The sequence below is a fragment of the Cupriavidus sp. 05L310 genome (genome assembly GCF_056398185.1).
Window position 1 is genome coordinate 1 of sequence record NZ_JBFTOX010000068.1, and the last position, 19,292, is coordinate 19,292.

General features: G+C 60.0%; 14 protein-coding genes and 1 pseudogene. 14 read left to right on the plus strand and 1 reads right to left on the minus strand.

What is annotated here, in order from left to right:
* The 4 genes from AC1DS6_RS35580 to AC1DS6_RS35595 form a co-directional block, all read left to right on the plus strand.
* Positions 1-125: IS4 family transposase (locus AC1DS6_RS35580; protein ID WP_477104196.1), on the plus strand; the 125-nt coding region annotated here is incomplete at its 5' end.
* Positions 126-343: 218 nt separating this feature from the next.
* Positions 344-1,210 carry an EAL domain-containing protein gene (locus AC1DS6_RS35585; RefSeq protein WP_477104240.1) on the plus strand — a complete coding sequence of 289 codons (867 nt, stop codon included), beginning with the start codon at positions 344-346 and terminating at the stop codon, positions 1,208-1,210.
* 124 nt (positions 1,211-1,334) lie between these two features.
* Positions 1,335-4,655, plus strand: a complete 3,321-nt coding sequence (locus tag AC1DS6_RS35590) for an ATP-binding protein (protein WP_477104241.1) — start codon at positions 1,335-1,337, stop codon at positions 4,653-4,655.
* A 325-nt stretch (positions 4,656-4,980) separates the two neighbouring features.
* On the plus strand, positions 4,981-5,625 hold the full coding sequence (locus AC1DS6_RS35595; protein WP_477104271.1) for a response regulator: 645 nt from the start codon (positions 4,981-4,983) through the stop codon (positions 5,623-5,625).
* Positions 5,626-6,099: 474 nt separating this feature from the next.
* Here AC1DS6_RS35595 and AC1DS6_RS35600 read toward each other — a convergent pair.
* Positions 6,100-6,306, minus strand: a pseudogene (locus AC1DS6_RS35600) (Ig domain-containing protein); the annotation flags it as partial.
* A 479-nt stretch (positions 6,307-6,785) separates the two neighbouring features.
* Between AC1DS6_RS35600 and AC1DS6_RS35605 the strand changes: the two are divergent.
* The 10 genes from AC1DS6_RS35605 (at position 6,786) to AC1DS6_RS35650 (ending at position 19,279) form a co-directional block, all read left to right on the plus strand.
* A complete protein-coding gene (locus tag AC1DS6_RS35605; protein WP_477104242.1) occupies positions 6,786-7,445 on the plus strand; it encodes a LuxR C-terminal-related transcriptional regulator in 660 nt (219 codons plus the stop codon).
* 677 nt (positions 7,446-8,122) lie between these two features.
* Positions 8,123-9,547: a mannose-1-phosphate guanylyltransferase/mannose-6-phosphate isomerase gene (locus AC1DS6_RS35610; protein ID WP_477104243.1), complete on the plus strand. Its 1,425-nt coding sequence runs from the start codon at positions 8,123-8,125 to the stop codon at positions 9,545-9,547.
* Positions 9,547-10,704: a KpsE/RkpR family capsule polysaccharide export protein gene (locus AC1DS6_RS35615; RefSeq protein ID WP_477104244.1), complete on the plus strand. Its 1,158-nt coding sequence runs from the start codon at positions 9,547-9,549 to the stop codon at positions 10,702-10,704. Before AC1DS6_RS35610 ends, AC1DS6_RS35615 begins: the two co-directional genes overlap by 1 nt.
* Before the next feature lie 5 nt (positions 10,705-10,709).
* A complete protein-coding gene (locus tag AC1DS6_RS35620; protein WP_477104245.1) occupies positions 10,710-11,507 on the plus strand; it encodes an ABC transporter permease in 798 nt (265 codons plus the stop codon).
* Positions 11,504-12,154, plus strand: a complete 651-nt coding sequence (locus tag AC1DS6_RS35625) for an ABC transporter ATP-binding protein (RefSeq protein WP_477104246.1) — start codon at positions 11,504-11,506, stop codon at positions 12,152-12,154. The genes AC1DS6_RS35620 and AC1DS6_RS35625 overlap by 4 nt, the downstream gene beginning before the upstream one ends.
* Positions 12,155-12,173: 19 nt before the next feature.
* Positions 12,174-13,805, plus strand: coding sequence for a glycosyltransferase family 4 protein (locus AC1DS6_RS35630; protein WP_477104247.1), 1,632 nt, complete (start codon positions 12,174-12,176; stop codon positions 13,803-13,805).
* Complete coding sequence (locus tag AC1DS6_RS35635) at positions 13,802-15,727, plus strand: polysaccharide pyruvyl transferase family protein (protein WP_477104248.1); 1,926 nt, start codon at positions 13,802-13,804, stop codon at positions 15,725-15,727. The genes AC1DS6_RS35630 and AC1DS6_RS35635 overlap by 4 nt, the downstream gene beginning before the upstream one ends.
* 47 nt (positions 15,728-15,774) lie before the next feature.
* Positions 15,775-16,653 carry a DUF1796 family putative cysteine peptidase gene (locus AC1DS6_RS35640; protein ID WP_477104249.1) on the plus strand — a complete coding sequence of 293 codons (879 nt, stop codon included), beginning with the start codon at positions 15,775-15,777 and terminating at the stop codon, positions 16,651-16,653.
* 34 nt (positions 16,654-16,687) lie between these two features.
* Positions 16,688-17,974, plus strand: coding sequence for a glycoside hydrolase family 99 protein (locus AC1DS6_RS35645; RefSeq protein WP_477104250.1), 1,287 nt, complete (start codon positions 16,688-16,690; stop codon positions 17,972-17,974).
* A gap of 96 nt (positions 17,975-18,070) precedes the next feature.
* Entirely contained in the window at positions 18,071-19,279 is a 1,209-nt protein-coding gene (locus AC1DS6_RS35650) for a polysaccharide biosynthesis/export family protein (RefSeq protein ID WP_477104251.1), read from the plus strand.
* The last annotated feature ends 13 nt before the right edge of the window (positions 19,280-19,292 follow it).

Sequence of the window (19,292 nt, forward strand, 5' to 3'; positions counted from 1 at the left end):
CACTGGGTGGTTTCCTGGGCCGCAAGAGTGATGGCGAGCCCGGCGCCAAAACGATCTGGATCGGCATGCAGCGAACCATGGATGCTGCGTTCATGATCCTGGCGCTACGGGCTGAGGACTCATGACTTCTGTATAAGGAGATGCGTTATGGGGGGATTGTGGAAATACTCAGGCGGCAGCTCATCACTCAATGTGCTGCAATCACTGGAGCAGTAATGGGTTACCAGCCCGAGTACCGATCTGGTCGCCGTGGCAGTTGAGTACGACGTCCGGCCAGCCGCACCATCAAATCGCGGAGCGGTCTGCCCTGATGCCTGACCACCAGACTTGGGAGTGAACAAACATGCTACTGATTCATGATGAGAGCGCTGCAGGAGAGACGCGTGGTAGCTCACTCCCGCTGAAGCCTTCCGCAGCGCGACATGCCCCGCCAGCAAACGAGCACGGCGCGAAGTGGCTGGACAAGATTGCCCTGCAGACGGCACTGGATCATGGAGATTTCATCGCCTTCTATCAGCCCCAGTACGATTTGCGTAGTGCGAAATTGTGCGGCGTGGAGGCGCTGGCGCGCTGGAACCACCCTGTGCTCGGCTTGATTGCGCCGGCGCACTTTCTGGGCAGCCTGCGCGGACACGACCTGCTGACGCAACTGACGATGCTGATGCTTTGGCAGGCGGCCGCGGCCGTGCAACGGTGGCAACTGGCCGGCCGGCAATTCCCGGTTTCCATCAACGCGGAATGGCCGTGCGTGGAGAGCGGGCGCCTGCTGGTCGCAATGCGGTCCGTGTGCGCGCAATTTGGTATCCGACCGTGCAGCCTGCACGTTGAACTATCCGAGCAGTCGCCGATGCAGGACAGGGCGGCCGCGGTTGCCGCGGTCCGCGCATTGCGTGCTGCCGGTTTTTGCGTGGCGATCGACGACTTCGGTGTGGACAACTCCTCCCTGCAATTGCTGCGCGAACTTGAATGCGATGTGGTCAAGCTGGACCGTTCGCTGGTGCAAGGCATCGGGCATGCGCCACGGGCGGCGGCCTTGCTTGGTGGCGTGATCCGAATGGTCGAAGCGCTCGGCGGGCAAGTAGTAGCCGAGGGCGTGGAGAGCACTGGAGATCTGGCTTGCCTGATCGAGTTGGGCTGCCATCGGGTACAAGGATTTCTCTACGGGCGGCCCATGGATGAAGCCGATCTGCTTAGTCAGTATTTCGGTTGAAAGTTCCAGCACGTCCGATAACGGGCAGCATTTTTACGAGGCGCATTGATGTGGGGATGGCGAAGGCCAGTCTCGCCTCGCGTCCGGTGCGCTTGCGCGCCGCCGCGGGAAAGCGAAGTATGCAATGATTGGTTTGATTAAGGCAAGAAAATGGCCGGCGCTCTCCCTTAGCATTCGGCAGATCCGCTATCTGGTCTACGTGTTCGCAGGCTGCTTCTTCGTCTTGGTGTTGCTGTCGTGGAGCGTTCTCCTGAAGTATCGGGTGCACGAGGCGCTGGACCGGCAAGAGATCCTGTTCCGCTCGCAGACGGAGCAATTGCAGGGCAACCTGCACGCGGCGGAAGGATTCGCGCTGCGCGTCCAGGGCGCATTGGTGCGCGTCATGGAACTGGGTGTGGAAAAGCAGCTTGCGCGGGTCAACACATCGGAATGGGTGAGTCGGCTGCAACAGCGCGGCGATCGCCCATACATCGCCTTGCCGGTATCCGCAGGGCATGAAGCCATCCCGGCGGGCGAGAGGCTGAGCGCGCTTGCTGGCATGCTGAGCTTTTCCTTCCGCGTGAACAACTTCCAGTCGCGCAATGTCCAGAATGCCTATCTGATGGATGTGCATGCCGACCGGCTCTACGTGATTCCGCGACGGCTCACCCCGGCGCGCGATATCCTGAGCAAGGAAGAGGCTTATCAACGCTTCATGGACGACACCAAGGCACGCCTGCGAGGCAAAGCCCTGATGGAGCAGCTCTATGCTGCGCCGGAGAAGGCGGTGATGCTGGAGCCTGCGCATGACTGGGTGAGCGGCATCGAGGTGGTGACGCTGGCGACCCTGGTGCAGGTGAACGGAGAGCCTGTCGCGGTGCTGGCACTGGATTTCCCGGTATCGACGCTGTTTCCCGCCGGCCAGGGCTTGTCGGACCGGTTCATGGTGCTGACCCGGGCAGGCACGCAGCTGCTGCCGCAAAGGCAGTCTGATCGCCCCCTGGACCAGAAACTCTTGAAGCTGCTGGCCCAGCGTAGCGAGAATGCGACCGGGGCGCGATCGTCCTTTATTCGGGAGGGCCTGCTGCCGCAAAGCGCCGTGTTTGAATACCAGCTGGATGCCTGGGGCTGGCGCACGCTCGACGTGGTCGAAATAGGCGCGCTGTGGCAACGTTTCCGCGAGAACACGCTGTGGTTGCTTGGCCTGACCGGGCTGTCATGTGTGCTGATGCTGGGATGGGTCTGGTTGGTCGACCGCCGCATCATGCAGCCGACCCAGATGCAGTCACAGCGCCTGCAGGAAAGCGAGGCGCTTGGCCGGACGGTCATCCAGGCGGCGGGTGTCGGGTTGATGATCATTGCGCGAGAGACCTGCGGTGTTCTGCTGGCCAACGATGCTGCCCGCCAGCTCGTTGAACGTGCATTGCCGGGAGAGCCTGAACGCATATATCAGGAGTGTTGCCAGGTACTGGCTTCCGGCGCGATCGCCTCCGGCCAGTCGGAGCCGCAGAGTCTCGCGCTGAAGATGGCTCAGGCCAACGGGCAAGCGTGCCATCTTGAGGTGAGGCTGGTCGAGACGACGTACCAGGGAACGGCCGCGCTCCTGTGCGCGTTAAACGATGTCAGCGCGGCCAAACAGAGCGAAGCGAAACTGCGCGAGGCGATCAACGCGGCGGATGCGGCAAACCGTGCGAAATCTTCCTTCCTGGCGACGATGAGTCATGAGATACGCACCCCCCTTAACGGCATGCTGGGCAGCATCGAGCTCCTGGGGCTGACCCACCTCGATCCGAGGCAGCGCGACCAGCTGGCGGTGACGCAGCACGCTGCCCAATCGCTGATCCAGATCATTAACGACGTCCTGGATTTCAGCAAGATCGAGGCCGAGCAGATGTCGGTGCAGCCGAGGGCCTGCCAGCTTGACGAGCTGGTGGAGGAGACCGTGCGCCGATTCGCGCCCGATGCCGCGCGCAAGAAGCTGCGACTGCTGTGCATGGTAGATCCGGCACTCAGCGAACCGGTGCTGCTCGACCCACTCAAGGTGGAGCAGGTGCTGAGTAACCTGGTGAGCAATGCGGTGAAGTTCACCGGGCAGGGCAAGGTGGTAGTGGCGGTGAGCCAGGTGGCGCAGGCGGGCCGCATGAGTCTGCAGATCCGTGTCATCGACACCGGCATTGGAATTGCCAGCGAAGATCAGGACCGACTGTTCTCGCCCTTCTTGCAAGTGGAGCAGTCCGACACGCGACGCTACGGTGGCACGGGGCTGGGACTCTCGATTTGCCAGAGGCTGGTCGGACTGATGGGCGGCGAAGTCCGTCTGGTCAGCGAACCGGGACTGGGTAGCTGCTTTATTGTGCGCTTGCCGCTGAACCGGCCGGAGTCCGTGCCTGAGCGGATGCCGGCTCCGCTATTGAACCGGCTTGTGGTCGGGCTTTGCGTGACGCAGGGGGAGCTCCACCATGCGGTGGAGCAACTGCTGCAGTACCACGGGGCCCGGGCGGTGACGTTCGATCCCGAATCGCCGCCTGTCACTCCGGTGGATGTGCTGGTCTGCGACGAAGACGCTTGGGCGCGGTGCGGGGATGCCGACGTGGTGATCGAATCCATGGCGCCGGTGGAGCCGGACCCGCTGGAGACGCCGATTCGCGTGTCCCAATACGCGTGGCGTGGGCTGCTGCGCGCCATTTCGGTGGCAGCTGGTCTCGAGCAGCCGCTGGATTCGTTGGAGCCGTTGGCAGGGGCCGCAGACGGACGGCAAGCCACGCACCGGCTGCACGTATTGCTTGTGGAGGATCATCCGGTCAATCAGATGGTAATGCGCCAGCAACTGGAATGGCTTGGCCAGAAGGTCGACCTCGCCAGCCACGGCCAGGAAGCGCTGGCGCTTGCCGGGGCGCGGCAATACGACCTGATTCTGACGGATTTGCAAATGCCGGGGATGGACGGCTACACGCTGGCCCGCCGCTTGCGGGACCAGGGTCTGACCGTGCCCATCGTCGCCATCACGGCCAGTGTCGGCAATGATGTGCGCGGACCCTGCGAGGCGGCCGGCATCAGCCGCTGCCTGACCAAGCCAGCGCTGTTGTCGACGCTGCGCGAAATGCTGGACAGTATCCCGCCACCCGCTTCGAATCACCACTTCATGCATAGGCAAGGGGAAACACAGGTCGATCGTTCAGTAGCAGACATGCTGCGCGATGATTTGTTTGAACTCGCAAATGCGCAGGAGGAGGGTGATGCCAACCGATTCCGCCAGCGGTTACACGCGTTGTCCGGTGCGCTGGCGACGCTTGGGCACGGGGGGGAGAGCCGGGCGTGCCGCTGGTTTGAGGCGGCGGTGAAAAAGTCGGGGTTCCAGGCCATCACGCACGAGTGGCAGGCACTTCGCACGCTCCTGTTGAGTGTGATAGCCCACTACGAGGAGCCGGCTTTCCAAACAGTCGGTTGTGGCGCGGCGACGCATTAGCGATGCGCTGCTGCGTCGAATCCAGTGTGCTTAATGCGTATCATTTTTGTGTGTTGTTTTCTCGCACCACAGCGTACCGAAAATGGCCCGATGCCTCCGCTCGACTGACGAACTGAAACCATAGCTCGAAGCCTGCCTGGAGGCCGATACGACGGCCCTGTCGTGGAAATTCCCCGAAGATTTGCATGGGAGTTTAAGGCTTCGCCTAGTGCTTGCCGATCTGTAATAATTCTATTATCAATAGAAAATAACACGGGGTTGGAAGGGTGTATTCCAGGAGAGCTTCGCGATCCGCTATGGAAAACCCGGCCGCGAAGGGGTAGTGATGATTAAGGTACTAATTGCCGACGATCACCCGGTGGTGCTCAATGGCATCGCCCAAGTGCTGACCAACGAAGTCGGCGTGACTATAGTGGGCAAGGCGAGGAATTCCACCGAACTCGTCCAATCGCTCAACAGCGTTGGTTGCGATGTCATCGTGACCGATTACGCGATGCCCGGTGGCGAAATCGGTGACGGCCTACCCATGCTGCAGACCCTGCGCAGGCGGTATCCGGCCACGCGCATTGTGGTGATCACGATGCTCGACAATCCGGCTCTCCTACGCAGCATCCAGAAGGTTGGCATATCGGTTGTCCTGAGCAAGTCTGATCCACCGCATCACCTGCTGCCGGCAATCCGGGCGGCATTCAGCGGTCTGAGCTACCTGACCCCGTCGGTGCAGGAAATGCTGGCGGAGGCAGGGGCCGATACCGCCGAGCCCAAGCCGCGGCTCTCGCAGCGTGAACTGGAAGTGCTGCGACAGTGTGCCGCGGGCGTTCCTGTGGTGGAAATCGCGAGGCTGGCCAACCGGAGCAGCAAAACCATCAGCGCACAAAAGAGCGTGGCAATGAAGAAACTGGGTCTTACCAGCGATTTCGAGTTGTATCAGTACGCCATCGCCAATGGCCTTATCAGCGGCGCGCAATAGTGGCTATGGAAGCCTCCGGCGCGCTACGTCGCGTTTGCGGCGATGGAGGTCTCGTTCCAGTCGGCTATCGCACCTGAATAGAGTCTGCCAACGAGCTATTGAGAAATGGTTGTGATTATAATTAATTATTGATTTAAGTCAATTAAATAAATAATTGGATGGGATATTTTAAGGGTACCCTTAAATTCCCGTCTTAGGGAATCGAAGATCCGGTCGTGATATCAAGCGGGTGATTCTGCGTATCCGAGCCGACCCGTGTCCAGCGCCGATGTCTTATTCGTGCTCGCGCGCGGGCTTCCGGCAACCCCAGCGAGAGATATCGGCCTGTAGCCGGTACGTAGGCAGATGCATTCCATCACCCCGGCGGCCGTTGCTGGCGCGCTTAGGTGAAGCATCGTTTCCCTTAGCACTGGCTGCGGTTCACTTGCTGACGCCGGTCCAGTTGCAGAGCGGCCAGGGCGGCCGGGAGAAGGATCAGCCCTTCGGGCAAGCCGATCGCCCCACCACCTCCGTTGGTTGCACAACAGTAACCTTCACCGTCTGCGCGGCACGATTGAACGCACCATCGCCGGGCGAGATGGTGAACGTATAGTGACCTGCCGGGCCGGCGTTGCTCCAGGTGAATACGGCCGTTGCCGGATCCAAGGTCGCGCCGGCGGGCAGGCCGGCGGCGAAGAATAGCCCTGGCTGTTTTTCCGCGTTGCTTGCGGTGGCTGTGAACGTCGGTGTTTTTGCTGGCTACCGTATTCTTGGGGACCAACGGCGTCGGGGATCGGCGCGGTGTCGGACCCAAAATGGTGTGAACCGACTGATGGCGTTCCGGCCTGCGTCATCCGTGACCTTGACCTGGAACATGTAGTTGGCACCTAGGCCAACCTAGGCCGGCCGCTACGAATGACGGACTGGTAGGCTGGTAGAAGTGAATCGGTCGATACGCCTATGACAACGCGTTCATCCCATGCCGCGTGACCCGCGCACCGCTTTAATCAGAGTTTCCCCCAGGCTAATGCCGGTGAGAATTCAACAATCCTTTCAAATCACTTTCGAAATAATGCGGGCAGATTTTAAACCATGCCTTATTTATCCATCCCTGAACATCAACGATAAACACATAGTGTCGCCCCCAAGAAAAAGCGTTGCCCTTATACAGAAGGAGGGCCATGGAAAAAATCAGGCTGATCATCGCAGACTCCCGCGCAATGGTGCGGAAAGCGATGGAGTTGCAGTTGGTTGCCAGCCCATGCATCGATCTGATTGGCCAGGCGGAGAGCCAGGCTGACCTATTGTGGTTATTGAAAAAGGACAGTTGTGACATTGTTGTCCTGGGCTTGCCGATCTTCGATTCCCGATCCTGTGCCGGGGTGCCGGGCACCGCTGATCTGAGCCGGCTCATGGCTGCGCTGGGAACGGTGAGGGTGGTGTTGTTCGCGGACCTGGCGAGCCGCGCCGAGTTGCAGGCTTTGCTTGACATCGGCGTGCAGAACATCGTGAGCTCGAGTGACGATGCCAACGAGGTGATTCAGGCAGCAATCATGGCGCGCCTGGGCATGAGTTCGTTGTCTCCCAACGCCTGCGAACTGGTGTGGGGGCAATGGCGCAACAACGCGATGACAGCACCGTATTGGCGGCAACAACTGTCGGAGCGCGAATTGGAGGTGCTGCGTCTATACCTGTCCGGCAAGCCGGTTTCCCAGATTGCACGCGAGACGGGGCGAAATGTCACCACTATCAGCTCGCAGAAGAAGAGCGTGATGCGCAAAATGAGGGTGGAGAACGATGTCCAGTTGGCCGCGCTCTCCATTCAGCATGGCCTGCTCTGATGTCCTGCAACATGACGTAGACAGGAACAAGACGCTTCGGATTCGGGAAATGGGATGAACTATTGAACTGATCGGAGCAGTCACCGATGCGGGACAGGGCGGGCGTCCTTGCAGCAGTCCTTGCATCGGCGGCCATGGCTGAAGCCGATCTGCTTGGCCAGTCTCTCGGTTGAGGCAGCGGGCTCGATCACGGGCGGCATTTCTAACAGGTGCACTACTGCGGGGATGGCGAAGGCCAGCCTCGCCTCGCGTCAGGTGTGCTTGCGCGCCGCCCGTCCGGTACGAGGAGTTCGGTGCCGCTGACGTCCGATCGATGAATTTGGAGAGTACAAGGTGCGCTCCGTCGGGTGCCGCGACGCAATGGCAAGGACCGAGACCCCGAAGAAATGAAACGAGGAATTTAAGTAATCCCTGATTATTTTCCCGATCTGAGCGTGGGAGTATCTCGGTAAGGGCAGGATGCCCTCGCCCGTTTTCGTGGCTGACCCCGCCGCGAAGGCACCCCGTTTGGCCTGCTTTCGGGCAGGCTTTTTTTTTCTGCTGGAGCATGACAGAAGCGGGGAGCCTGACACGGTTGTCCGGCTTTACATTGCGGGGCTATCGCGGCCCTGTCGGTAGTCAACGACGGGTCTGGAACGACCGTCCGTCCACACCCTCAAGTCAATAGCGTGAAGTCAATGAGCTCAGCCAGTCTCTTCCCCGTTTTGTTGTGCGGTGGCTCCGGTTCCCGTCTGTGGCCAGTGTCTCGTGAGACGTCACCTAAGCCGTTTATTCGTCTGGCGGATGGCCAGAGCCTGTTGCAGAAGGCGTTCCTGCGCGGGGCAGTCCTCCCCGGCGTCGATGAAATCCTTATTGTCACCAATCGCGAGTTCTATCTGCGCATGCAGGAGGAGATCGCCGAGGTGAATACAGCCGGCATCGCGGTGTCGTATCTGCTCGAACCATTTGGCAGGAACACGGCGGCGGCGGTCGCGGCTGCAGCAGAGTGGATATGCGAGCTATATGGAGAGGAAAGCCAGATGCTAGTCTTGCCCGCGGATCATCTTGTCGCGGATCAGCCTGCGTTGGTCAGCGCGATTGCGCGGGCGGCTTGCCTGGCCGGCAGCGGCAAGCTCGTGACGTTTGGCATCCGGCCGGCTGAAGCCGAGACGGGCTACGGTTACATCGAGCACGAAGGCAATGCGGTACGTCGGTTTGTCGAGAAGCCCTCGAAGGAGACGGCCCTCGAGTATGTCGAATCCGGGCGCTTCCTGTGGAACTCTGGCATGTTCCGCTTCAGTGTCGGTGCCGTCCTGCGGGAGATGCGAGTTCACTGCCCCGAACTGCTAAAGGCGGTGCAGGACTGCGTTGCGAAATCGGAAGCGATTTCGGGTAGGCGCGGCGCCGGGGCGGTCCTGAATGACGATCTCTTTGCCAAGGTCCCCGAGGATTCCATCGACTGCGCCGTTATGGAGAAGTCCGAGCACGTCGCAGTCGTACCGTGTGAGATAGGCTGGAGCGACATAGGATCATGGGTAGCGCTGAGCAACCTGATCGAGCCGGATGAACAGGGAAACCGTATTGACGGGCAGGCGGTGCTTCACGACGCGAGCAATTGCTACGTACAAAGTAGCGATCGCCTGATTGGTGTGCTCGGGGTGGAGGGCTTGATCGTCGTCGACACTCCCGACGCACTTCTGGTGGCCAGCCGCGACCGAGCCCAGGGCGTCAAGCAGATCTACACCGACCTGAAATCGCAGGGCAATGAGTTGTACAGGCAACACCGGACCGTACACCGGCCGTGGGGAACCTATACGGTGCTGGAAGGCGGGGGCGGTTTCAAGATCAAGCGCATCGAGGTCAAGCCCGGCGCGAGCTTGAGCTTGCAGATGCATCATCACCGGAGCGAGCACTGGATTGTTGTGAGCGGCACGGCGCGCGTCACGAACGGCGAGCAGAATCTGCTGGTGCACAAGAATGAATCGACCTATATCCCGGCGGGCCATCAGCACCGCCTCGAGAATCCCGGGATCCTTGGCCTGGTAATGATCGAGGTGCAGGTCGGCGAGTATCTGGGCGAAGACGATATTGTCCGACTCCAGGACGTCTATGGGCGCTGCTGATGATGTCCGCTGAAAGCACCGCCACGGTGCAAGCTAGAGATCTGTTCGGGAAAGTCGCGGGAAAGATGCGCAGGCATGCATTCTTCGCAGCCGTTGTGCTGGTTCCCACTCTCGCATCCACGATCTACTTCACGGCCCTCGCGCCAGACGTCTTTGTATCCACTTCCAGTTTTGTCGTGCGCAGTCCGCAGCGCCAGGGCACAAGCGGCATTGGCGCCTTGCTGCAAGGGGCAGGGCTCACGGGCTTCAGCAAGGCGACGGATGACGTTTATGCCGTCAATGAATTCCTTGTGTCTCGCGATGCGTTGCTCCAGCTTGACGCGCGATGGCCACATTCAGGGTTCCTTGGAGAGGCAGGCCTCGACATGTTCACGCGCATGTCGGCGTGGGGATATGCCGACAGCTTCGAAGGGCGCTATCGTTACTACCAGTCACGCGTCCAGCTTGACACGGATACGGCGTCATCCATTTCTACCCTGACTGTGAAGAGCGCTACATCCAGCCAGGCCGCCAAGGTGAATGAGACGCTGCTCGAACTCGCCGAGCAGCGCGTCAACGAACTGAATGAGCGTGGCCGGAAGGACCTGATTCGTTTTGCCTCCGCGGAGGCCGAGGTAGCCGTTCAGCGTGCCAGGGATGCGGCGCTGGCGCTGGCCGGCTACAGGGATGCAAACGTGGTTTCGGACCCCGAGCGGCAAGCGACGCTTCAGTTACAGGGCATCGCCAAGCTGCAGGAGGCCCTGATTGTTGTGAAGCAGAACCTTGCACGCTTCCGCGCCTTCACGCCGGATAATCCCCAGCTTCCTGCGTTGATGCTGGAAGAGAAGGGCCTCCAGGCGGAAATAGATCGGCAGACTGCGGCCATCACGGGCAAGCGCGGATCCCTTGCAAGCAAGGCCGTGCAATATGAACGTTTGATGCTCGACCGGGATATCGCGGATAAGCAGCTTGCACTGGCCATGGCCTCATTGCAGCAGGCACGCAACGACGCGGACCGAAAACAGCTTTACCTTGAGCGCGTAGTCCAGCCCGCGGTTCCCGATAAGGCGATCGAGCCGCGCAGACTGCGAGGCATACTGGCGACCCTGGCGATGAGCCTGATCGCTTGGGGCGTGCTGAGCATCCTGATAGCGGGTGTACGCGAGCACAGGGACTGAACGCCATGCGAAAGCTCAACGAATCGGGATTTCGGCGATCACTCGAGATACAGCGTCGGGTTGTGGGCGCGTTGCTGCTGCGCGAGGTGATTACACGCTATGGGCGCCACAACGTCGGATTCCTCTGGCTGTTCCTCGAGCCGATGCTGTTTACGCTTGGCATTGCCGCGCTATGGTCCGCGACCAAGGCGACCCACGGCTCTCAACTGCCCATCGTTCCATTCGCTGTCACGGGCTACTCGTCGGTCCTGCTATGGAGAAATGGCGCGAATCGTTGTGCCAATGCGGTAGAGCCCAATAAGGCGTTGCTATTTCATCGGAACGTCCGCGTTCTGGATTTCTTCGCGGCGCGTTTGTGCCTGGAGATAGCGGGAGCGACGACCTCGCTCGTTGTGCTCTCTTCCGTCTTTATCTTCACCGGGTTGATGTCGTTTCCAAGCGACCTCCTGACCATGATACTTGGCTGGGCCATGCTGGCGTGGTTTGCAACCGGGCTAGGTATGGTCATCGGATCGATCTCGGAGCGATCGGAGGTCCTGGACAGGGTCTGGCACACCATCACCTACCTGATCTTTCCATTCTCCGGCTCCGTCTTCATGGTCGAGTGGTTGCCGAAGAGGATGCAGGAGATCGCGCTCTGGGTGCCGATGGTAAACGGCATCGAAATCTTGCGCGACGGATATTATGGCTCGCAAGTCAAGGCCCATTACAGCATGCTATACCTGGTCTTCGTCAATGTCGCGTTGACGTTGCTTGGCTTGGCACTGGTGCGAGATATCGCCAAGCGTGTGGAGGGGGAATGATCAAGCTCACCAATGTCGGCAAGCACTATCAGACCCGGAACGGCATGCGGACAATCTTGCATGGTGTTGAGTTGAGCGTCCGGCGCGGCGAAAAGATCGGTATTCTCGGGCGCAACGGCGCGGGGAAATCCACCTTGATCCGGCTGATCAGCGGTGCGGAATTGCCCACTACCGGCCAGATTTCCCGGCAGATGTCGGTGTCCTGGCCACTGGCGTTGGCCGGCGGCTTTCAGGGAAGCCTGACGGGCCTGGATAACGTCCGGTTCGTTTGCCGCGTATACGGCGTGGCGATTCGTGAAGCCGTTGCCTTTGTCCACCATTTCACGGAGCTCGGGGAATATCTCTTGGAACCCGTGAGGAATTACTCTGCGGGGATGCGCGCGCGCCTCGCCTTCGCCCTGTCCATGGCCATTGAGTTCGATTGTTTCCTGATCGATGAAGTGATCGCGGTGGGCGACCAACGCTTTCATGAGAAGTGCCAGTACGAGCTATTCGAAAAACGCCGGGACCGTGCCCTGATCATGGTCTCCCATGATGTGCATATTATTCGCGAACGTTGCGATCGGGCCTTGGTTCTGCACGAGGGAGTTTTGCACGATGGTTTTAATGACATCGACCAGGCCTACCACTATTACGGAACACGCTAGTTATTAACGGGATGTCAAAGTGAAGACGAGCAAGAAGCCACGGATACTGCTGGAGATGCGCCCGGCAATGGACGGATTCGCTGGAATCCCGCAGGAAACCCGCTTGCTGTTCCGCGGGCTGCGCATGCTCGACGGTTTCGAGACCGAGGGGATGATCCAGGCGTCCACAAGAATACTGGCAAAGGGAACCGTTGACAGCGGTCTGTTTGCCAGTGAAGATCGGCTTTCGGAAAGCCGAAAGATAAATCGCTATTCGCGCGTGATAATTTCAGCGGCGGAAAAGCCTTATAACACGCTGATCGACAAGGTTCTTGATTTCTTTGAACGTCGTCTGATAGCGGCGGACCTTACGATAGGGACGCTGCTTGGCATTAAGAAGGTAAGGCTATCGAAGCTCCGCGCGCTACACTTCGAGGATTTTATCTGGAGAACGCTCTTCGCGCGGACCTTGCCAGCCTCGGATTTCGAGCTTGTGACCACGGCGAACCTGCGCATTTGCTCGACACCATGGCATATCATGCACGTGGCAGGGCTGAATTCACTTAACATTTTCTCGGCTCCGAGGTATCCGAAGCTGGACACGAAGAAAATCGATATCTTCATCGGTCAGACGCCATACCCTGCAAGAATTGGCTCGTCGACGGCTTATATCGTGCGGTACCACGATGCCATTCCGGTATTCATGCCGCACACCATTTCCGACAAGTCCATGCATCAGGCCACGCACTTCTATGCGCTGATGAGCAATGTGCGATCGGGTGCTTACTTTGCGTGTGTATCGGAAGCGACACGCCAGGATCTCTTGAAGCTATTTCCTGAAGTGGAGAATCGCGCGGTTACGATCCACAACATGGTCTCGCATCACTATTTCGAAGAGCCCGCCGCGGTGGCGAAGATTCCCGGCATCATCCGCTCGCGGTTGTACGAAGGCGACCCCGAGAAAGGGGCGCGCCTGCTGCCGGATTTTCTTAGCTTGCGCGAGAAGGAGAATTTCTACCGGCGGCATCTGGGCAGTGCGCCATTTCGCTATCTCCTGATCGTTTCCACGATCGAACCTCGAAAGAACCATACGCGCCTGATGGCTGCGTGGGAAGTCATCAAGGCCGAGGTCGATCCGGAAATGAAGCTTGTCATTGTTGGTACTCTTGGCTGGGACTACCGGCAGATGTTACCGGGCTTCCAGTCCTGGATTGATCGGGGCGAACTGTTCATGTTGAACGCCGTGCCGGCGCCAGACCTGCGGGTGCTCTACCGCCATGCGACGGTCACGGTGTGTCCGAGCCTTGGCGAAGGCTTCGATTTCTCGGGGGCGGAAGCCATGCGAAGCGGCGGGATTGTTGCCGCCTCCGATATTCCCGTGCACAGGGAAATTTATGAGGACGCTGCGGAGTATTTTGACCCCTACTCGACAAGCAGCCTGGTAAAGGCCATCAAGAAGATGGTCTATGCACCGGGAGCGGAGCTGCTCCAGGAACAGTTCCGGGTCCGTGGCAAGGAGATAGCGGCCCGGTATGTTCCTGAGGCAATCCTTCCACAATGGGAGCGGTTTCTCGCACGCGTTCGGCGGGAGCATGGCCAGGGCAAGCCGGCAATGATCACCGACGGCGTTGCCCTGCCTGTTCCCGCGTCCGGATCGAGGAATACGGCGTGAGATTGCCTCCAGTGCTATTGCGCCAGGCTATGCGGATTGCATCGCCGCAGATAGTCCGTGAGGCGCACCGAGGCCTGCTTACACATGCGCCTGACTCGGAAAGCGTCGCGGATCACAGCGAGACCCTTGCGCGGGACGGCGATCTTGCTGCATTGCTGAGGCAGATCTCGGCGTCGCCGGAATACTGGCTGGACATGCTCGCACGGCACTCCGACCTTGTTGTGAGCGAAGTGTTCCTCGGGATGCTGGCGAGGCCGGCGGACGCCACCGGTCTGGCGGAGTATTCCCGCGTTCTGCTGGCCACGAGGGCGATTTCTGCGATCATCGCAGACATTCGCGACTCCGATGAGTTTCGCCAGAACTTCATGCAGCGCCATGCCAAGAGCTTGCTGGAGGAGATAGGCCGCGCGATGCTGGGCCGCTCCCTGGCGCCGGATGAGTGCGCGCCGCTCGCAGCCATCGACGACATTGGAGGTGTCGGTGCCGCTATTGCGGCGGTGAAGTCCGGGACGTCCTTCTGGAATGCGCAGATCCAGCTTCATGGTGGCGAGCTTCTTCACGCCGTGTATGAGGCGCTGCTTGGACGAAAGGCCGACGAAAGCGGCCTGAATGCCTACGGTAACCTGATGACGAGCGTTGACGGCCTGAAGGATGTTATCCGGCTGGTCGTGCAATCGGATGAGTATCGTCGGCTTTCGGACAACGCCCCCCCAGCCTTCGGAAGGACTGCGGACGTGGACTGCGCAGACGATCTGAGGTTCATCGACAGTACCTTCCAGCGCTTCCGGGGCAGGGTGGCCAGCCGAGGTGAGCTAGCAGCATGCCTCGGCAGGAAGGAGCCCCTCGGCAAAGTCTTGAAGGATGTGCTTGGCTCGCGTATTCCCATTTGCTCCGGCTCACCCCGCGTGCTCCTGTTTGGCGCTTACGGAAACGGCAACCTTGGTGATGCCTACCAGGCACTGGCGTTGCGAGCGCATTTGATGCGAGAGTGGAATCTCGACGCGAATGCAATCTTCGCCTGCAGCCTGATTGACCAGGCGGACTATCCGTTCCCGGCGGAGTGCAAGCTTCCAGCGCGGAGCATCCTGGATCCGGATCTGGTCAACGCCTTCGATTGCCTTGCAATCGGGGGCGGGGGACTGCTCTCACATCCTCATGAGCCGCTGGAGGGGAGCGAGTGGGTGAAGCATATCTCTGTCCCCATTCTGATGACGGGGCTGGGATGCGGCCCGGCTGTCACACGCGATTGCGCTACCTTGCTGAATCGGGCCTGGGCCGTTTCGGCCAGAGACCTTTCGTCTACGGCTGCTGCTCGTGGGCTTAGGAATGACATCGAGACAGTGGCGGATCCCATCCTGTGCAGCGCTGCGCTCAGTGATCTAACCGCGCTGGATCTGGAGGGCGCGCTTGTGCCGGGAGCCATCGACGTGCTCTGGATCCTCAAGTATCCGAACTCTGAGAGCGATCAGGATTTTCTGCGTCAAATCAAGGTGTATCTGGATGCCGCGCCCGCGGCGCGCCACCAGATCCTCTGCATCGAGCCTCGGCTCGACAAGGAGATCGAGGCGTTCTTTCCGGGCTATCGGATCCTCTATGTCAGTGCACTTTCGCACTTGCTGGCCTGGATCCACGCGGCTTCCGTAGTGGTTTCCATGCGCTACCACGGCGCGATCTTCGCCGCGCTTGCCGGTTGCCGCTTCCTTGGGTTTTCGCAGGAGAAGATTGGCGCGCTGTCGTCGGAGCTTGGTTTGCCCGGTGCGTACGCGACTACGCCGAACGAACTCCTCGCGGATCTCGCCTCGGTGCTGAAATTTTCCCGGTCCTGGCGGCCGCGGGAAGCTGATGCCATCAAGACATTGAGGGTCCGGTTCGCGGAATACTTGTCCGCATTCAAGCCGGAGTCACTCCGGTTCGATATCTGAGCGTCAGTGCGTCTTTCGGCAAGAGAGAAGAGAGGAGAAAGTGCTTTATGTCATCCAAAATGCAATTTGATCCTGAGGGCTTTGTCGGCGCCTGTTACCAGGCGATCCTGCGCCGGCAACCGGATCCGTCAGGCTTGGCGAGTCACGCATCGCGGCTCGTCTCTGGCAACGACACACTAGCAAATGTACTTTCGAGCATCCTGTCCTCGGATGAATCCGTCCGAGTGAATGCCGCACGGCTCGCGCTGGCGCGCACGGGAAACGGCGCGCCGGCAGCGCTGGTTTCATTGGGGACCGCATGCTTCACGAGCACGTTGCTCAAGCGGCTCGATCTGAAATCGTGGTCCGGACCGCTCGACTGGGTCTTTTCCTCAATACCAATGACGACGCACTGCGTGGAGGATGACTTCAATACCTTCCTCGATCGGCGCTATTACGTTCCCGTGCCGCTTGCCGAGCGAAAGCACGGCCCAACGGTGAATCGCGTACAGCACGAGTTCTATCGGAAGCATTTCGGCGTCGACTTTGTTTTCAATCATCATGACGTCCATCTCGTCGATGACTACGCCTACCTGCGCCGCTGCGTGGAACGGCTGAGACAACAGTTGGACTCGGGAGAGTACACGACGTTTGTAATGCACCGCCACTTCAGTCCCGAAGCCGTGGCTCAGCTAACGAGACTGGATCAGGTACTGCGTGCGCGATCGGGCAAACACCGGCTCATCGCTATTCTCGTTTCCGACGGCGAACGATTCGTTCCGCGCGTGGAAGTAATAGCCACACCGGGCGACACCCTCAGAGTCTTCCACTACCATGCCACCTCGGCCTGGAGAGATTTGTATTTTGAAGAATCAAGCGATGAGATCATGGTTGGCAGGCTCATCAAGATGTACATGCTCAGGCGCGACGGTAGCTCTCTTGCCTGAAAAAGAGACCCATCAGGCCCCACCCACGATATCCATGATCATTAGAGGCGGTCTTCTCATATTTAGCGCGATCCTCTTGGGATTGTTGCCCCCTGCCGCTTTCGCTGACTCCGGCCTTGCGGGACGGATGCTGGTCGGTTATCAAGGCTGGTTCGGATGCCCGGGCGATGTCCCCGGTAACGGAGACTGGCAGCACTGGTTCGTCAAGGCTGTCCAGCCTCAATTCGTGACGGTTGACCTGCTGCCTGTGTTGAGGGATGTGTCCGCGGATGACCTGTGCGATACCGGCCTTCTGAGTAGCGACGGCGAGCATGTGAAGCTCTACTCCGCGCAGAACCCCGGGATTGTGCAGCGCCACTTCAGCTGGATGAAACAGCACGCCATCGATGGGGCCGCTGTGCAGCGGTTTGTCGCCGGAATTCAGGATACGCGCAAGCTTGCGCGCAGTGATCGTGTGATGGCCAACGTGCGCAGTGCCGCTGAGGTCAACAAGCGTGTCTTCTATCTTGCCTACGACATCAGTGGCGCGGACGCGCGAAGTGTCGTTGCGACGATTCGCCGGGATTGGCGCCATGTCGTCGAGGATCTCAAGCTGACACAGAGCGCTGCTTACCTGCAGGAAAACGGCAAGCCGGTGCTCCAGTTGTGGGGCTTTGGCTTCGTCGGGCATCCAGGAGAGCCGTCCGAGGTGGCTCACCTCATCGACGACCTTAAGGCCGGACGAGGTGGTCTTGCCGCGGTCACCGTGATCGGCGGTGTGCCGACGACCTGGCGCACGCTCGATGGGGATTCCAGGACTGAGTCCGGGTGGGCGGCCGTGTACCGCAGCTACGACGTTATCAGCCCGTGGAGCGTTGGACGCTACCGCGATCTGGCGAGCGCCGATGCCTTCCTGCGAGACGTGGTCGTGCCAGATCTCGCGGAAGCGCAGCGGCTTGGCATTGGCTATGTTCCCGTTGTCTTCCCCGGCTTCTCGTGGCACAACCTGATGCGCAATCGGGGCATTGCCCGCAACGCCGAACTCAACTTGATTCCACGGCAGTGCGGCAAGTTCTTCTGGCGCCAGGCCGCAAACCTGCTTGGGGCTGGCGTCACATCGCTGTATGGCGCGATGTTCGACGAAGTGGATGAAGGGACCGCGCTGTTTCCGACAGTGAAGACGAGAGCGCAGTCGCTGGCGGGCGTGGATACCGTCACGCTTGACGAAGACGGCTGCGCCTTGGCGGAGGACTGGTATCTCCGTGTCACAGGGCGTGCGGCGCGCTACCTGCACGAAGGGCGCAGGCCACCGGCGAGCCTTGAGGACGCCATGCGGGATTGATCTTCGCAGTTCCCTGCCAGGGGATTCCTCCCATCGGCGATGCGGCGGGCCTTGATGCCCATACTCAGGTTCGCATCGTCGCGTAATGAAATTACTATGACTGTTCTACCTTCGATCACCGATGGAAAGCGCCCTATCCGCGCGAAGCTGATGGCGGCCGCGATTCTCCCACTGCTGGCTGGTGGCTGTTCCGGAATACTCCCGACATCGGGGCCAAGCGCCCGCGAAGTCCAGGCGAGCGTGGATCAAAAAGGGGGCACGGCCCAGGCTGTTGTTGTCATCGATGTTACCAATGAGCTTGCGCAATCCCTGTTGGATGCGCGCTATCACGAACAGCTTTCGGATGCGGCCGGTGGGTCCTCCGGCGTGCGCTATGTGGTGGGCCGGGGCGACACCCTTGCAATCTCGATCTGGGAAGCACCGCCGGCAGTTCTCTTCGCGAGCCCAGCGGGCGTGCCTACGGACGGTACCGTGCTTTCGGCGCCCACGCGGGCGAATGAACTGCCCGCGCAGATGGTGAGCGCCGACGGGATGATCATGGTTCCCTTTATTGGTACGGTAATGGCTGCCGGCCGGTCGACCCGAGAGGTTGAGGCTGATATCGCACGGCGGCTGAAGGGAAAGGCAAACCAGCCCCAGGTGTTAGTGCGGATTGCCGACAATACGTCCTCGCAGGTCACCATCGTCGGGGAGGTCAAGAGCAGCGCACGGATGCCGCTGACTCCACGCGGCGAACGTGTATTGGATGCATTGGCTACGGCGGGTGGTCCAAACCAGCCAGTCAACAAGAGCACCGTGCGGCTTACGCGAGCCGACAGGAGCTATGCCATGCCGCTGGAGGCGGTGATTGACGATCCCCGGCAGAACGTACTGCTTCGCGCAGGCGACGTTCTGACCGTGCTGTATCAACCGCTGAGTTTCACTGCCCTGGGTGCGACCGGAAAGAACGAAGAGATCAATTTCGAAGCGGGCGGCATCACGCTCGCGCAGGCGCTGGCCAGGACGGGCGGCGTGCAGGATGCGCGGGCCGACGCCACGGGGGTCTTTATCTTCCGCTTTGAGGATCCCCTATTGCTGAAGGGCGGAGCCGTGACGGCCAATCGTACCCGCGAAGCCGGGATTCCGGTCGTTTACCGGGTGAACCTGAAGGAACCTGCATCGTTCTTCGTCGCACAGCGCTTTCCCATCAAGGACAAGGATGTCTTGTATGTGGCGAATGCGCCGACTGCTGAACTCCAGAAGTTTCTGAACATTGTGTTATCGGGTGCGTACCCGATTCTCAATATCATCAATATGACGCGGTAACTCCAATCGACGC

Excerpts from the sequence above, each read along its gene's own strand:
- AC1DS6_RS35585 (WP_477104240.1), top strand. The coding sequence starts at position 344 with ATGCTACTGATTCATGATGAGAGCGCTGCAGGAGAGACGCGTGGTAGC.
- AC1DS6_RS35590 (WP_477104241.1), top strand. The coding sequence starts at position 1,335 with ATGATTGGTTTGATTAAGGCAAGAAAATGGCCGGCGCTCTCCCTTAGC.
- AC1DS6_RS35595 (WP_477104271.1), top strand. The coding sequence starts at position 4,981 with ATGATTAAGGTACTAATTGCCGACGATCACCCGGTGGTGCTCAATGGC.
- AC1DS6_RS35605 (WP_477104242.1), top strand. The coding sequence starts at position 6,786 with ATGGAAAAAATCAGGCTGATCATCGCAGACTCCCGCGCAATGGTGCGG.
- AC1DS6_RS35610 (WP_477104243.1), top strand. The coding sequence starts at position 8,123 with ATGAGCTCAGCCAGTCTCTTCCCCGTTTTGTTGTGCGGTGGCTCCGGT.
- AC1DS6_RS35615 (WP_477104244.1), top strand. The coding sequence starts at position 9,547 with ATGATGTCCGCTGAAAGCACCGCCACGGTGCAAGCTAGAGATCTGTTC.
- AC1DS6_RS35620 (WP_477104245.1), top strand. The coding sequence starts at position 10,710 with ATGCGAAAGCTCAACGAATCGGGATTTCGGCGATCACTCGAGATACAG.
- AC1DS6_RS35625 (WP_477104246.1), top strand. The coding sequence starts at position 11,504 with ATGATCAAGCTCACCAATGTCGGCAAGCACTATCAGACCCGGAACGGC.
- AC1DS6_RS35640 (WP_477104249.1), top strand. The coding sequence starts at position 15,775 with ATGTCATCCAAAATGCAATTTGATCCTGAGGGCTTTGTCGGCGCCTGT.
- AC1DS6_RS35645 (WP_477104250.1), top strand. The coding sequence starts at position 16,688 with ATGATCATTAGAGGCGGTCTTCTCATATTTAGCGCGATCCTCTTGGGA.
- AC1DS6_RS35650 (WP_477104251.1), top strand. The coding sequence starts at position 18,071 with ATGACTGTTCTACCTTCGATCACCGATGGAAAGCGCCCTATCCGCGCG.